Raw genomic sequence first — 15,358 nt, forward strand, 5'->3', positions numbered from 1 at the left:
TCCGGTCCGGTGGGTTCCGCCTCAAAGGCCGCAGTTGTCCCGCATGGGCGATACGGCCCCATGGGTCGCCGTGCCGGACGGCATGGCGCCCCGGGCGCTTCCGGCCGGTTCGGCGGGCCTCGGCGGCGGGGTGCGGGGCAGCATCATCACCGGGCACCCCGACGCGCGTATGATCTTCATCGACGTGTCGCCGAGGAAGACCCGGCGCAGCGGTCCGGTCGTGCTGGAGGCGCAGACCAGCAGCGCGCCCTCGCACTCGGCGCCGCCGAGCGCGGCCGCGACGTCCCCGCCCTCCAGCACCTGCGTCGTGACCTCGACGCCGCACCCGCGCGCGGCCTCCCGGAGGTCGGCGGCGGCCCGCTCACGCAGCCGGTCGAGCGTCTGCTCGGCCGCCTTCACCCGCATCCCCCGGCTCACGACCAGGGTGATCAGGTGCAGCGGAGCCCCCAGCGCCGCGGCGATCTCCACGGCCGGCCGTACGGCGTCGTCGGAGGCGGGGCCGCGACGGTAGGCCACGGCCAGCCGCCGGATCGCGGGCGGGTGGTCCTCGGCGTACCCGCGCGGGGCCAGGGCGACGGGCACCGGGGAGGCGTGCAGGAGCTGGTCGGCGGTGCTGCCCAGCGCGATGCGGCTCCGGGCGCCCCGGGGCGCGGAGCCGATGACCACCGCGTCGGCGCCGAGCCGCCCGGCGAGCCTGACCAGCCCGCGCCCGCTGCCGCGGTCCGCCTCCAGGACGTAGTCGATCGGCACGTCCCGCACGTCGGCCAGGGCCAGCCGCGCCTGCTGCAGCGCCTGGGCGGCCTGCGCGGTGATGTAGGCCCGCCACTCGGCGTCGACCTTTCCGGGGCCCGGCGTGGGCCAGGCGGGCGGGTGGACGTGGGCGACGGTCAGCCGTGCCCCGGCCTGCCTGGCCAGCAGCACGGCCAGCGCCAGCCCGTCCCTGCCCCGTGTCTCGGGGATGAACCCGGCGAGGATGTGCTCGATCTTCATCGGACGCTCCGGTTGAGACGGGAGTGGCGGTAGCCGTACAGGAGGTAGGCGAGCAGGCCGACGGCCATCCAGGCCGCGAACGCGAGCCAGGTGACGGGCGCGAGCCCGGCCATCACGACGAAGCAGAAGATCACGCCGAGGATCGGGGTGACCGGGAAGAACGGCGTGCGGAAACTGCGCGGCAGCTCCGGGCGGGTCCGGCGCAGCACGAGAACGCCCGCGTTGACGATCGCGAAGGCGAACAGGGTGCCGATGCTGGTCGCCTCGGCGAGCTGGCCGAGCGGGACGAACCCGGCCAGCACCGAGACGAACAGGGCCACGATGAGGGTGTTGGCGATCGGGACCTGGCGGCGCGGGTCCACCCTCTGGAAGACCTTCGGGATCAGGCCGTCGCGCGACATCGCGAACAGGATGCGGGTCTGGCCGTACAGGACGGTGAGGACGACGCTGGCGATGGCGACGACCGCGCCGAAGGAGATGATGATCCCCGGCCAGGTCGCCCCGGTGGCCCGGTCGGCGACCAGGGCGAGACTGGCCTCGGTGGAGTTCGGGTCGAACAGCCGCCAGTGCATGGCTCCGACGGCCGACAGCGCCACGGCGACGTAGACGGTCGTGACGATGACGAGGGACAGGATGATCGCCCGCGGCAGGTCGCGCCTGGGGTCGCGCGCCTCCTCGCCGGCCGTGGAGGCGGCGTCGAAGCCGATGTAGGAGAAGAACACCTGCGAGGCGGCGGCGGTGACGCCGGCCACGCCCAGCGGGGCGAACGGCGTGAGGTTGCCCGTGTTGAACGCGCTGAAGGCCACCACGCAGAAGAACGCCAGCACCGCGATCTTGATGAGCACGAAGAAGGCGTTGGCGGTGGCGCTCTCGGAGGCGCCGCGCAGCAGCAGCCAGGTGGCCAGCAGCACGATCAGGATCGCGGTGAGGTTGAGCACGCCGCCCTGGTCGCCGGGGGAGTGGGTGATGGCGTCGGGCAGACGGGTGCCGGCCAGGTCCGAGAGGAAGCGGTTGAGGTACTCGCCCCAGCCGACCGCCACGGCCGCCACCGAGACCGCGTACTCCAGCATCAGGCACCAGCCGCACACCCACGCCACCAGCTCGCCCATCGTCGCGTAGGCGTAGGAGTAGGACGAACCGGAGACCGGGATCGTGCCGGCCAGCTCGGCGTAGGACAGCGCGGAGAACAGCGCGGTGACGGCGGCCAGCACGAAGGAGATCACCACCGCCGGGCCCGCCTTCGGCACGGCCTGGCCGAGGATGACGAAGATGCCGGTGCCGAGGGTGGCGCCGACGCTGAAGAGGGTCAGCTGCCACATGGTCATGGTCCGGCGCAGCTCGCCGCCCTCGCCGTGGCCGCCCTCGGCGACGATCTCGTCGGCCGGCTTGGTGCGCAGCAGCCGGCGCGCCATGGAGACCATCCGGTCCCCCTTCCCCTCGTCCCGCACGGCGCGCGGCCCGCGCCCGTCTTGTCCCTCTCGTCCCTCGCGGAGGGCACTACCCCGGCCGGGCGCCCCGAACGCCGCCGGGCCGTACGGCCGGCCCCGGACGCCGCCGCGGCCGGTCCCGCGCGGTCACAGCGTGCTGGCCAGCGGCCAGGTGGCGTTGGGCGTGACGATCGTGCCGGCCTTCCCCTCCAGGATCAGCGCCGCGTCCTCCAGCCTGCCGATCGCCGCCATGTCGCCGGTCGTCTCGACGAACCGGGCGACCGCCTCGACCTTGGGCCCCATCGAGCCGGCCGGGAAGTGCTCGGCGCGCAGCTCGTGGGGCGTGGTGTGACCGATCTCCTCCTGCCGCGGGGTGCCGAAGTGCCTGGCGACCCGCGGCACGTCGGTCAGCGACATGAACACGTCCGCCTCCAGCGCCTCGGCGAGCACCGAGGCCGTCAGGTCCTTGTCCACCACCGCCTCGATCCCCTGGAGCTGGCCGACCTCGTTGCGGATGACCGGGACGCCGCCGCCGCCGGCGCAGATCGTCAGGACGCCGTCGCGGACCAGGCGGCGGATCAGCCGGGTCTCCACCACCCGCTGCGGGGCCGGGGAGGGCACCACCCTGCGCCAGTGGGCGCCGTCCCGCTTGACGATCCAGCCGTATTCGGCGGCCAGCTTCTCCGCCTCCTCCTTCTCGTAGACCTGGCCGACGAACTTGGTGGGGTCGTCGAAGGCGGGGTCCACCGCCGAGACGAGCGTCTGGTTGATCAGCGAGGCGACCTGGCGCCCCGGCAGGGCGTTCTGCAGCGCCTGCAGCAGCCAGTAGCCGATCATGCCCTGCGTCTCGGCGCCGATCGTGTCCAGCGGGTACGGCCGGCTCAGGTTGGGGTCGTGGGCGCTCTCCAGGGCCAGCACGCCCACCTGGGGACCGTTGCCGTGGGTGACGATGAGCTCGTGCTCGACGGCCAGCCTCGCCAGCGACGCCGCGGCGAGGCGGACGTTCTCCCGCTGGACGTCGGCGTCGGGCCGCTGTCCCCGCCGCAGCAGGGCGTTTCCTCCGAGGGCTACCAGGACGCGCACGGCTCAGCCTCCCAGGGTGGCCACCATGATGGCCTTGATGGTGTGCAGACGGTTCTCCGCCTGGTCGAAGACGATCGACCGGGGCGACTCGAAGACCTCGTCGGTGACCTCCAGGGCCTCGTGGCCGGTCCTGGCGTACAGCTCCGCGCCGACGCGGGTCTCGCGGTTGTGGAAGGCCGGCAGGCAGTGCATGAACCGCACCCGGGGGTTCCCCGTGGCCCGCACCGTCTCCGCGTTCACCTGGTACGGCATGAGCAGCGCGATGCGCTCGTCCCAGACCTCCTCGGGCTCGCCCATGGACACCCACACGTCGGTGTAGAGGAAGTCCACGCCCCGCACGCCCTCCGCCACGTCCTCGGTGACGGTGAGCCGGGCGCCGGTCCGCCCGGCGATCTCCTCGGCGGGCCGGACGACCGTCTCGGCGTCCGGCCACAGCGCCCGGGGCGCCACGATCCGCGTGTCCATGCCGAACATCGCGCCGGTGACCAGCAGCGAGTGGCCCATGTTGTTGCGGGCGTCGCCGAGGTAGGCGAAGGAGAGCTCGCGCAGCGGCCGGTCGCCGTGCTCGCGCATGGTGAGCATGTCGGCGATCATCTGCGTGGGGTGCCACTCGTCGGTGAGGCCGTTCCAGACCGGCACGCCGGAGAAGGCGGCGAGCTCCTCGACGTCGGCCTGCCTGCTGCCGCGGTACTCGATGCCGTCGAACATCCTGCCCAGTACCCGGGCGGTGTCCCTGACCGACTCCTTGTGGCCCATCTGCGTGCCGGCGGGGTCGAGGTAGGTGGCGTGGGCGCCCTGGTCGTGCGCGGCGACCTCGAACGCGCACCGGGTCCGGGTGGAGGTCTTCTCGAAGATCAACGCGATGTTCCTGCCCCGCAGGCGGGGCGTCTCGGTGCCGGCGTACTTGGCGGCCTTGAGATCGGCCGACAGCCGGACCAGGAAGGCCAGCTCCTCAGGGGTGAAGTCGAGCTCCTTGAGGAAGCTGCGGTTGCGCAGGTTGAGTGCCATGTCGTCCCGTCTCTCCTGTCCCTCCGCCGTCCCCGCCGCGGCGTCGGGGCGGCCGCCGGGAACCTCAGATGCCGTCGCGTTCGAGGGGGCAGCTCATGCAGCGCGGACCTCCCCGGCCCCGGCCGAGCTCGCCGCCCGGGGTCGTGATCACCTCGATGCCGTTGGCCCTCAGGTGCTCGTTGGTGGTGGTGTTGCGCTCGTAGCCGATGACCACGCCCGGCTCGACGGCCAGCATGTTGCAGCCGTCGTCCCACTGCTCCCGCTCGGCCGCGTAGACGTCCTGCGTGGGGGTGAGGATCTCGATGTCGTCCAGCCCGATGGCGCGGGCGATGGCCCGGTGCATGTCCTCGGGGGCGTGGTCGGTGATCTTGAGCTCCTTCTCGGTGTCACCGGGCTCGACCGTGTAGGAGGGCAGCATGCCGAGACCGGCGAACTTGGTGAACACCCCGACGTCCACGTTCGTCATGACGGTGTCCAGGTGCATGAACGCCCTGGCCTTCGGCAGGTGCAGCGCGACGATCCGCTCGGCCCCGCCCCGCGCGAACAGGCTGCGCGCGAGCATCTCCACCGCCTCCGGCCTGGTGCGCTCGCTCATCCCGACCAGGACCGCCCCCCGGCCGATGACCAGGACGTCGCCGCCCTCGATGGTGGCGGGCGCCGCGGACATGCCGGGCATCCAGACGTCGTAGCCGTCCTCGCCCGGCCGGTCGTAGCCGGGGGCGAACATCGGGTGGTAGCGGTAGACCGCCTGGTAGTTGACGGTCTCGCGCTGGCGGGCCTTCCTGCGCATGGCGTTGATCGACACGCCGCCGTAGATCCAGCAGGAGGTGTCGCGGGTGAACAGGTGGTTGGGCAGCGGCGGCAGGACGAACCCGTCGGCGTCGCGCGTGTGGAACGCCAGGCTCTTGGGATCGGTGCCCCGCTCCACCAGCTCGCGCTTGGTGATGCCGCCGACGAGGTAGCGCTGCAGGTCGGCCGCCTCCATCGAGTCGAGCGCGTTGCGCAGCGCGTCGACGGCCATCGGCCCGAAGTAGCGCTCGTCGATGATGTTGTCGAGGATGTACTTGCGCGCCTCGGGGATCTCGATGGTCTCGCGCAGCAGGTCGGCCAGCAGGTGCACGGTGACGCCCCGCTCGCGCAGGATGTGCTCGAACTCCCGGTGCTCCTCCATCGCGCGCTCCACCCACAGCACCTCGTCGAAGAGGAAGTCCTCCTTGTTGGAGGGGGTGAGGCGGCGCAGGGCCAGTTCGGGCCGGTCCAGCAGGACCCGGCGGAGCCTGCCCACCTCGGAGTCGACGTGGAAGGTCATCTCTTTCATCCTCCGTGTTCCTCGATGCTCCCCGGGTGCGTTTCGGCCCGGTTCTCCGTGGTCTTCCCGGTTTTCCGGGTTTTCCCCGGCGGTCGTCATCCGGGCCGCCCGGGCGGCGGGGCGGGCGCCGTCTCCCGGGCGCCGTACTCCCCGCGTTTCGCCTTCGTCCAGATGTAGACGGGGATACCCACGAGCATCATCAGGAAGCCGATGAAGGCGGCCTCCTGGCCGGCGCCGTACAGCATCCAGAAGCCGAACAGCAGCGCCGTGACGGCGACGGCCAGGTCGCGGCCCAGGCGGGCCCCGCTGACCCGGCGTGCCCCGGTGACCAGCCAGAAGAGCTGGGCCGCGGCGGAGAAGAAGTAGGGGACGACGGTGGTGAAGGTGCCGATCAGCAGGATCTTCTCGAAGCCCCTGGTGGTGCCGAAGTAGTTGTAGACCACGACCAGGGAGGTCAGGGCGGTGCCCACGACGACGCCGAACCACGGGGAGCCGCGCCGCGACTCCCGGGCGAAGACGCGGGGGAACAGACCGTCCCTGGCCGCGGCCATGGGCATCTCGGCCACCAGCATGGTCCAGCCGTTGATCGCGCCGATCCCGGAGACGACGGCGCAGGCCGCCATGACGCCGCCCCCGACGCCGCCGCCGAACATGGTGTTGATCGCGTCGGCGAACGGCGCCCTGGAGTGGGTGAGCGCCCGCTGCGGGATGACCCCGAAGATGGCGATGGTGCTGAGCAGGTACATCGCGGTGCAGATCAGCACGCCGTAGACGCTGGCCCGGCCGACGTTGCGGGCCGGGTTCCTGATCCGCTCGGCCACGATGGTGACGCTCTCGACGCCGGAGTAGATGAACAGGGCGAGCGCGCCCGCGGTGGACAGGGCGGCGAGCCAGCCGCCGCCGGTGGCGTTGAAGGAGCCGAAGTTGGCGGCGCGGACGAAGAACAGCCCGGCGACGGCGACGAAGACCAGCGGGATGAACTTCAGGACCGTGGTGACCACGGCGAAGGTGCCGATGTTGCGCACGCCGCTCAGGTTGACCATCGCGGGGATCCACAGGGCGGCGAGGGCGAGCAGGGTCTGCGCGGCGGGGGAGTCCCAGCCCAGGAAGTAGTCGGCGTAGTTGACCCAGACGACGGCGATCGCGGCGTTGCCGATCCAGGCGGTGAGCCAGAACGACCAGGCGTTCCAGAAGCCGGGGAACTCGCCGAAGGCGTCCTTGGCGTAGGCGTACGGCCCGCCGTCCGCGGGCACCCGCGCGCCGAGCCTGCCGAACACCATCGCCAGGGCGATGGCGCCGACCGACACCAGGGCCATCGCCAGGATGCTGACGGTGCCGTAGGCGGCGAGCGCGGCCGGCAGCAGGAACACGCCGGTGCCCACGATGTTGCCGACGACCAGGGAGACGGCCGCGGGGAGACCGAGCGTGCCGCGCCCGGCGCCGGAGGCCCCCGCCTCACCGTCGCCGGGTGCGGGCCCGGCCGCCGCACCCGGCGGACGGCCCTCGGACGATCGCTCCATCTCTCGCGCCCCCCGCGCACATGTCGACTCTGTCCTCGGAGTTCGCCGGCGGCAAGGAAGGGGTCCCCGGGGATGTAACGGGCGAAACGCCATTTATCCCCATAAAGAGGATTCGCCGCGGGAGGGGTGTGCCGCGGGCCGGTCCCCGGCCGTGCCCGGGAATGCGAGAACCGTTGGGGGATTTATCGCCTGATGATACCTATAGTGATTAATGTGGCTTTAAATGATCTATATCCCGGTATGGCACTGTTGGGGGTGTGGAGGGGCTGGTTGGGAGGCATCGCGGCGCGCCTGCTACCGTGAAGCCGTCAACTCCCTTTAAGACCCGTCCCGTGAGGCGGGAAAGGTGGTGTTCTTTTGGCTGACGCCGTTTCGCATGCCCAGGACGCGCGCGCGGTCCTCGAGGGACCCGACATCAACCGCGCCCTGATCCGCATCTCCCACGAGATCCTCGAACGCACCAAGGGCGCCGAGGACATCGTCCTCCTCGGCATCCCCACCCGGGGCGTCCATCTGGCCCGCCGCCTGGCCGGCCACATCGGGCGCTTCGAGGGCCGCCCGGTGCCGGTCGGATCGCTCGACATCACGATGTACCGCGACGACCTGCGGCTGCGCCCGGCCAGGGCCCTCGGCCGCACCGAACTGCCCGCCGACGGCATCGACGGCAAGGTCGTCGTCCTCGTCGACGACGTCCTCTTCTCCGGCCGCACGGTCCGCTCCGCGCTCGACGCGCTCAACGACCTGGGCCGCCCGCAGGCCGTGCAGCTCGCCGCCCTGGTCGACCGCGGCCACCGCGAGCTGCCCATCCGCGCCGACTACGTGGGCAAGAACCTCCCCACCTCCAAGTCCGAGATCGTCAAGGTCTACCTGGAGGAGAACGACGGCCGCGACGCCGTCCTGCTGCTGAAGGGGGAGGCACGGTGAAGCGCCACCTCATCTCCGCGGCCGACCTGAGCCGCGACGACGCCCTGCTCATCCTCGACACCGCCGACGAGCTGGCCAAGATCTCGGACCGCTCGATCAAGAAACTGCCGACGCTGCGCGGCCGTACCGTGGTGAACCTCTTCTTCGAGGACTCCACCCGGACCCGCATCTCCTTCGAGGCGGCGGCCAAGCGCCTGTCGGCCGACGTGATCAACTTCTCGGCCAAGGGCTCCAGCGTCTCCAAGGGCGAGTCGCTCAAGGACACCGCGCTGACCCTGGAGGCGATGGGCGCCGACGCCGTCGTCATCCGGCACAGTGCCTCCGGCGCGCCGCACCGCCTGGCCGGCTGGGTCCGCGGCAGCGTCGTCAACGCCGGCGACGGCACCCACGAGCACCCCACCCAGGCGCTGCTCGACGCCTTCACCATGCGCCGCCGCCTGGGCCCGCTGGACGGCAGGAAGGTCACCATCGTCGGCGACGTGCTGCACAGCCGGGTGGCCCGCTCCAACGTGCTGCTGCTGAGCACGCTCGGCGCCGAGGTGACCCTGGTCGCCCCGCCGACCCTGCTGCCGGTGAACGTCGGCTCCTGGCCCTGCGAGGTCTCCTACGACCTCGACGCCATGCTGCCCAAGTCGGACGTGGTGATGATGCTGCGCGTCCAGCGCGAGCGGATGAACGCCGCGTTCTTCCCCACCGAGCGGGAGTACAGCCGCCGCTACGGCCTCGACCGCGACCGCGTCGCCAGGATGCACGACGACGCCATCGTGATGCACCCCGGCCCGATGAACCGGGGCATGGAGATCGCGGCCGAGGTGGCCGACTCACCGCGCTCGACGATCGTCGAGCAGGTCGCCAACGGGGTGACCACGCGCATGGCCGTCCTGTACCTGCTGCTGGGCGGCGCCGACCTCGGGGGGGAGATCCGACAGTGAGCGAGCAGCGAAGCACCGTCGTCAGGGGAGCGAGGATCCTCGGCGGAGAGCCGGCCGACATCCTCATCCGCGACGGGATCGTCGAGGAGGTCGGCCAGGGGCTGACCGGCGACGAGACGATCGACGCCCGGGGCCTCATCGCCCTGCCCGGCCTCGTCGACCTGCACACCCACCTGCGCGAGCCGGGCCGGGAGGACGCCGAGACCGTCGAGACCGGCACCCGCGCCGCCGCCCTGGGCGGTTACACCGCCGTGCACGCCATGGCCAACACCGACCCGGTCGCCGACACCGCCGGCGTCGTCGAGCAGGTCTGGCGCCTGGGCCAGGAGGCCGGCCACTGCGACGTGCGCCCGGTCGGCGCCGTCACCGTCGGCCTGGAGGGCGAGCGGCTCGCCGAGCTCGGCACGATGGCCGACTCCGCGGCGCAGGTCCGGGTCTTCTCCGACGACGGCAAATGCGTCTCCGACGCGGTGCTCATGCGCCGCGCCCTGGAGTACGTCAAGGCGTTCGACGGAGTGATCGCCCAGCACGCCCAGGAGCCGCGGCTGACCGCCGGCGCGCAGATGAACGAGGGCGCGGTCTCCGGCAGGCTCGGCCTGACCGGCTGGCCCGCGGTCGCCGAGGAGGCGATCATCGCCCGCGACTGCCTGCTGGCCGCGCACGTCGGCTCCCGGCTGCACGTCTGCCACGTCTCCACCGCCGGCTCGGTGGAGATCATCCGGTGGGCCAAGTCCAAGGGCTGGGACGTCACCGCCGAGGTGACCCCGCACCACCTGCTGCTGACCGACGACCTCGTCGAGGACTCCCCGGTCGGCGCCTACAACCCGATCTACAAGGTCAACCCGCCGCTGCGCACCCGCGCCGACGTCGAGGCGCTGCGCCTCGCGCTGGCCGACGGCACGATCGACTGCGTCGCCACCGACCACGCCCCGCACCCGGTCGAGGACAAGGAGACCGAGTGGTCCGCCGCGGCGATGGGCATGATCGGGCTGGAGACAGCGCTGTCGGTGGTTCACGAGGCCATGGTGGAGACCGGCCTGCTTGACTGGTCGGGTGTCGCCGAGCGCATGTCGTACGCCCCGGCCAGGATCGGCCGCCTGGCCGGTCACGGCCGCCCCGTCGAGGCGGGCGCCCCGGCCAACATCACGCTCTACGACGCCTCGGCGCGCGCCGGGGTGGACCCCTCGGCCTTCGCCTCGCGCAGCCGCAACACGCCGTACGAGGGCAGGACCCTGCCCGGCCGGGTCGTGGCCACCCTCCTGCGCGGCAGACCGACCGTCCTGGACGGCAAGCTCGTCTGACGCCCGGCCCGCCGCCCGCCGTACGGTTCACCCCGCGCGGTGGGCGCCGGGGCCGCCCGGCCCCGGCCCGCGGAGGGCGCGGGGCGCCGGGGGAGGCGCGTGGACGCTTGGTCGCCGGCCCGTGCCCGGGGGACGGGCGGGCGGAGCCGGGCGGAACGGCGCGTCTCACATCGTGGAGGCACCCTCCACCACCATGCCTGATATTTCATACTTTGCGGAGCAGTGACCGATATGATCGGGGTTTTCGAGTGACCGCAGTGCTAGTGCTGGAAGACGGCCGCGTCTTCCAAGGGGCGCCCTACGGCGCCGAGGGAGAGACCTTCGGCGAGATGGTCTTCAACACCGGGATGACCGGCTACCAGGAGACGCTCACCGACCCCTCGTACCACCGCCAGATCGTCGCGATGACCGCGCCGCACATCGGCAACACCGGCGTCAACGACGAGGACCCCGAGTCCTCGCGGGTCTGGGTCGCCGGCTACGTCGTCCGCGAGCCCGCCCGCGTCACCTCCAGCTGGCGCGCCCGCCGCTCCCTCGACGACTACCTCCGGGAGCAGGGCGTCGTCGGCATCGCCATCTCCGGCACCCGGGCCCTCACCCGCCACCTGCGCGAGCGCGGGGCCATGCGCGCCGGGATCTTCTCCGGCGACGCCCTCGCCCCCGTCGAGGAGCTGGTGGAGCGGGTCCGGCGCAGCCCCGGCATGGAGGGCGCCGACCTGGCGGAGGAGGTCTCCACCGCCGAGCCGTACGTGGTGCCGGCGATCGGCGCCAAGCGCTTCACCGTGGCGGCCGTGGACCTCGGGATCAAGGCGATGACCCCCCACCGGATGGCCGAGCGCGGCTGCGAGGTGCACGTCCTGCCGGCCTCCAGCACCGCCGAGGACATCCTCGCCGTCGACCCCGACGGCGTGTTCTTCTCCAACGGCCCCGGCGACCCGGCCACCGCCGACGGCGCCGTCGAGGCGCTGCGCGGCGTCCTCGCCGCGGGCCGGCCGTTCTTCGGCATCTGCTTCGGCAACCAGATCTTCGGCCGGGCCCTGGGCCTCGGCACCTACAAGCTGCGCTACGGCCACCGCGGCGTCAACCAGCCGGTCCAGGACCGGAGCACCGGCAAGGTGGAGATCTCCGCGCACAACCACGGCTTCGCCGTACGGGCACCGCTGGACGGGCCGTTCGACACGCCGTACGGCCCGGCGGAGGTCACCCACGTCAACCTCAACGACGACTGCGTCGAGGGGCTGCGGCTCGTCGACCGGCCGGCCTTCAGCGTCCAGTACCACCCCGAGGCGGCGGCCGGCCCGCACGACTCCGCGGGGCTGTTCGACCGGTTCTGCGACCTGATGGAGCAGGCGAGGGGACGAGCGAGCGGAGTGGGCGGCGACGAAGGAGCCGGCCGCGCAGCGAGTGAGGAGCCGAGCGCGACCGTGAACGCGGAGCAGGCGAACGCGACCATGAACACGAGGGGTGGTAAGGATGCCTAAGCGCACGGACATCCGGTCGGTCATGGTGATCGGCTCTGGGCCGATCGTGATCGGCCAGGCCTGCGAGTTCGACTACTCCGGCACCCAGGCGTGCCGCGTGCTGCGCGCCGAGGGCTTCCGCGTCATCCTCGTCAACAGCAACCCGGCCACGATCATGACGGACCCGGAGTTCGCCGACGCCACCTACGTCGAGCCGATCACCCCGGAGATCGTCGAGAAGATCATCGCCAAGGAGCGGCCGGACGCCCTGCTGCCCACCCTCGGCGGCCAGACCGCGCTGAACACCGCGATCGCGCTGCACGAGGCCGGGGTGCTCAAGGAGTACGGCGTCGAGCTGATCGGCGCCGACGTGGACGCCATCCAGGCGGGCGAGAACCGCGAGATGTTCAAGGCCATCGTCGCCAAGGTCGCCGCCGAGCGGGGCCTGAACGCCGAGTCGGCCCGCTCGGTCGTCTGCCACACCATGGACGAGTGCCTGGCCGGCGCGGCGGAGCTGGGCTACCCGCTGGTGGTGCGCCCCTCCTTCACCATGGGCGGCGTCGGCTCCGGCTTCGCCCACGACGAGGACGGCCTGCGCCGCATCGCCGGGGCCGGCCTCGACGCCTCCCCGACCAGCGAGGTGCTCCTGGAGGAGTCCATCCTCGGCTGGAAGGAGTACGAGCTGGAGGTGATGCGCGACAGGGCCGACAACGTCGTCATCGTCTGCTCCATCGAGAACCTCGACCCGATGGGCGTGCACACCGGCGACAGCGTCACCGTGGCCCCCGCGCTGACCCTGACCGACCGCGAGTACCAGAACATGCGCGACGTCGCCATCGCGGTCATCCGCGAGGTCGGCGTGGACACCGGCGGCTGCAACATCCAGTTCGCGGTCGACCCGCGCACCGGCCGCATGGTCGTCATCGAGATGAACCCCCGGGTCTCCCGCTCCAGCGCGCTGGCCTCGAAGGCCACCGGCTTCCCGATCGCCAAGATCGCGGCCAAGCTCGCCATCGGCTACACCCTGGACGAGATCCCCAACGACATCACCCGGGAGACCCCGGCGTCGTTCGAGCCCTCGCTCGACTACATCGTGGTCAAGGTCCCCCGCTTCGCCTTCGACAAGTTCCCCGGGGCCGACGCGACGCTGACGACCCACATGAAGTCGGTCGGCGAGGCCATGGCCATCGGCCGGTCCTTCCCCGAGGCCCTGCAGAAGGCGCTGCGCTCCCTGGAGAAGAAGGACGCGGTCTTCACCTGGGCCGGGGAGCCGGGCGACAAGGGCGCGCTGCTCGCCGCCTGCCGCGACCCCCACGACGGCCGCCTGCGCACCATGCAGCAGGCCATCCGGGCCGGGGCGACGCCCGAGGAGCTGTTCGAGGCCACCTCGGTGGACCCGTGGTTCCTCGACCAGCTCTTCGCGATCGAGGAGGTCGCCGCCGAGCTGCGCCGGACCCCGCGGCTCGACGCGGAGGCGCTGACCCTGGCCAAGCGGCACGGCTTCAGCGACGCGCAGATCGCCGAGCTGTGCGACATGACCGAGGAGCGGGTGCGCGACCTGCGCCACGCGCTCGGCGTGCGGCCGGTCTACAACACGGTGGACACCTGCGCCGCCGAGTTCGCCGCGCGGACGCCCTACCTGTACTCCACCTACGACGAGGAGACCGAGGTCCCGCCGGGCGAGCGGCCCAAGGTCATCATCCTCGGCTCCGGGCCCAACCGCATCGGCCAGGGCATCGAGTTCGACTACGCGTGCGTGCACGCCTCCTTCGAGCTGTCGAGGGCCGGCTACGAGACCGTCATGGTCAACTGCAACCCCGAGACGGTCTCCACCGACTACGACACCTCCGACCGGCTCTACTTCGAGCCGCTCACCCTGGAGGACGTCCTGGAGGTCGTCCACGCCGAGCAGCAGAGCGGCACGGTCGCGGGCGTCATCGTCCAGCTCGGCGGCCAGACCCCGCTGGGCCTGGCGCAGGCGCTCAAGGACGCCGGCGTCCCGATCGTCGGCACCTCGCCGGAGTCGATCCACCTGGCCGAGGAGCGCGGCGCGTTCGGCCGGGTCCTGGCCGAGGCGGGCCTGCCCGCGCCCCGGCACGGCACCGCGACCGGCGAGCAGGAGGCTCTGGAGATCGCCGCCGAGATCGGCTACCCGGTGCTGGTGCGGCCCTCCTACGTCCTCGGCGGTGCCGGCATGGCCATCGTCTACGACGACGAGACGCTGGTCACCTACATGTCCCGGGCCGGGGCCGCCAGCGACCACCCGGTGCTGGTGGACAAGTTCCTCGACGAGGCCGTCGAGATCGACGTGGACGCCCTGTTCGACGGCGAGGAGCTCTACCTCGGCGGCGTCATGGAGCACATCGAGGAGGCCGGCATCCACTCCGGCGACTCGGCGTGCTCGCTGCCGCCGATGACACTGGGCAGCCACGACATCAAGCGCATCCGCACGGCCACCGAGGCCATCGCCCGCGGCGTGGGCGTGCGCGGCCTGATCAACGTGCAGTACGCCATGTCGGCGAACATCCTGTACGTGCTGGAGGCCAACCCGCGCGCCAGCCGTACGGTGCCGTTCGTCTCCAAGGCCACCGCGGTGCCGCTGGCCAAGGCGGCGGCCCGGGTGATGATGGGGGCGAGGATCGCCGAGCTGCGCGCCGAGGGCATGCTCCCGGCCGAGGGCGACGGCGGCACCCTGCCGCTGGACGCGCCCATCGCGGTCAAGGAGGCGGTGCTGCCGTTCAACCGGTTCATCCGCAGCATGAACGACGCGGTGGACACGGTGCTGGGCCCGGAGATGCGCTCCACCGGCGAGGTGATGGGCATCGACGAGTTCTTCGGCATCGCCTTCGCCAAGTCGCAGGCCGCCGCCTACGGCTCGCTGCCGGTCAAGGGGCGGGCGTTCGTATCGGTGGCGAACCGGGACAAGCGCGCCATGATCTTCCCGGTGAAGGCGCTCGCCGATCTCGGCTTCGAGATCCTGGCCAGTGAGGGTACCGCCGAAGTGCTGCGCCGCAACGGCGTCCATGCCAAGATCGTGCGCAAGCAGAGTGACGGGCCGGGCCCCGACGGTGAACCGACCATCGGCCGGCGGATCCTGGAGGGCGAGGTGGACCTCATCGTGAACACGCCCTTCGGCAGCCCCGGCCAGTCCGGGCCGCGGCTGGACGGCTACGAGATCCGCACCGCGGCCGTGCTGCGGGGCATCCCGTGCATCACGACCGTCCAGGGTCTGGCCGCCGCCGTGCAGGGCATCCAGGCGATCGTCCGCGGCGACGTGGGGGTACGGTCCCTCCAGGAGCACGCGGAGCGGATGAGGGGACGAGCGAGCGGAGTGGCCGGTGAAGAATGAGCCGTCCGCGAAGCGAGTGAGGAGCCGGACGCGACCGTGTGGACGAGCGGATGAG

General features: G+C 71.9%; 11 protein-coding genes. 5 read left to right on the top strand and 6 right to left on the bottom strand.

The annotated features are described in order from the left end of the window. Positions 1–21: 21 nt before the first annotated feature. From ACQP10_RS11960 to ACQP10_RS11985, 6 genes are all read right to left on the bottom strand, one after another. Complete coding sequence (locus ACQP10_RS11960; RefSeq protein WP_433541366.1) at positions 22–990, bottom strand: universal stress protein; 969 nt, start codon at positions 988–990, stop codon at positions 22–24. Then, on the bottom strand, positions 987–2,411 hold the full coding sequence (locus ACQP10_RS11965; RefSeq protein ID WP_346020363.1) for an amino acid permease: 1,425 nt from the start codon (positions 2,409–2,411) through the stop codon (positions 987–989). Before ACQP10_RS11965 ends, ACQP10_RS11960 begins: the two co-directional genes overlap by 4 nt. 153 nt (positions 2,412–2,564) lie before the next feature. Next, positions 2,565–3,500 (bottom strand): carbamate kinase, encoded by a 936-nt coding sequence (arcC, locus tag ACQP10_RS11970; protein WP_346020362.1) that lies wholly within the window; start codon positions 3,498–3,500, stop codon positions 2,565–2,567. 3 nt (positions 3,501–3,503) lie between these two features. Continuing rightward, the gene (gene argF / locus ACQP10_RS11975) at positions 3,504–4,508 is read right to left on the bottom strand and encodes an ornithine carbamoyltransferase (protein WP_346020361.1); all 1,005 of its coding nucleotides are present in this window, start codon (positions 4,506–4,508) and stop codon (positions 3,504–3,506) included. Positions 4,509–4,572: 64 nt separating this feature from the next. Beyond that, on the bottom strand, positions 4,573–5,817 hold the full coding sequence (locus ACQP10_RS11980) for an arginine deiminase (RefSeq protein WP_179822775.1): 1,245 nt from the start codon (positions 5,815–5,817) through the stop codon (positions 4,573–4,575). 95 nt (positions 5,818–5,912) lie between these two features. Continuing rightward, positions 5,913–7,337 (bottom strand): amino acid permease, encoded by a 1,425-nt coding sequence (locus ACQP10_RS11985; RefSeq protein WP_433541367.1) that lies wholly within the window; start codon positions 7,335–7,337, stop codon positions 5,913–5,915. A 357-nt stretch (positions 7,338–7,694) separates the two neighbouring features. Here ACQP10_RS11985 and pyrR point away from each other — a divergent pair, with 357 nt between their 5' ends. The 5 genes from pyrR (at position 7,695) to carB (ending at position 15,303) form a co-directional block, all read left to right on the top strand. Beyond that, complete coding sequence (gene pyrR, locus ACQP10_RS11990) at positions 7,695–8,261, top strand: bifunctional pyr operon transcriptional regulator/uracil phosphoribosyltransferase PyrR (protein ID WP_346020359.1); 567 nt, start codon at positions 7,695–7,697, stop codon at positions 8,259–8,261. Beyond that, complete coding sequence (locus ACQP10_RS11995) at positions 8,258–9,193, top strand: aspartate carbamoyltransferase catalytic subunit (RefSeq protein WP_179818457.1); 936 nt, start codon at positions 8,258–8,260, stop codon at positions 9,191–9,193. Before pyrR ends, ACQP10_RS11995 begins: the two co-directional genes overlap by 4 nt. Beyond that, a complete protein-coding gene (locus tag ACQP10_RS12000) occupies positions 9,190–10,494 on the top strand; it encodes a dihydroorotase (protein ID WP_389998028.1) in 1,305 nt (434 codons plus the stop codon). The genes ACQP10_RS11995 and ACQP10_RS12000 overlap by 4 nt, the downstream gene beginning before the upstream one ends. A 248-nt stretch (positions 10,495–10,742) precedes the next feature. Then, positions 10,743–11,975, top strand: coding sequence for a glutamine-hydrolyzing carbamoyl-phosphate synthase small subunit (gene carA / locus ACQP10_RS12005; RefSeq protein ID WP_399499596.1), 1,233 nt, complete (start codon positions 10,743–10,745; stop codon positions 11,973–11,975). Beyond that, complete coding sequence (gene carB, locus ACQP10_RS12010; protein WP_433541368.1) at positions 11,968–15,303, top strand: carbamoyl-phosphate synthase large subunit; 3,336 nt, start codon at positions 11,968–11,970, stop codon at positions 15,301–15,303. Before carA ends, carB begins: the two co-directional genes overlap by 8 nt. The last annotated feature ends 55 nt before the right edge of the window (positions 15,304–15,358 follow it).

It is taken from the genome of Streptosporangium sandarakinum, assembly GCF_050942225.1.
Lineage (GTDB): Bacteria > Actinomycetota > Actinomycetes > Streptosporangiales > Streptosporangiaceae > Streptosporangium > Streptosporangium nondiastaticum.

Coding starts and splice junctions, on each gene's coding strand:
- ACQP10_RS11960 (WP_433541366.1), bottom strand. CDS start 990: ATGAAGATCGAGCACATCCTCGCCGGGTTCATCCCCGAGACACGGGGC.
- ACQP10_RS11965 (WP_346020363.1), bottom strand. CDS start 2,411: ATGGTCTCCATGGCGCGCCGGCTGCTGCGCACCAAGCCGGCCGACGAG.
- argF (WP_346020361.1), bottom strand. CDS start 4,508: ATGGCACTCAACCTGCGCAACCGCAGCTTCCTCAAGGAGCTCGACTTC.
- ACQP10_RS11980 (WP_179822775.1), bottom strand. CDS start 5,817: ATGACCTTCCACGTCGACTCCGAGGTGGGCAGGCTCCGCCGGGTCCTG.
- ACQP10_RS11985 (WP_433541367.1), bottom strand. CDS start 7,337: ATGGAGCGATCGTCCGAGGGCCGTCCGCCGGGTGCGGCGGCCGGGCCC.
- carB (WP_433541368.1), top strand. CDS start 11,968: ATGCCTAAGCGCACGGACATCCGGTCGGTCATGGTGATCGGCTCTGGG.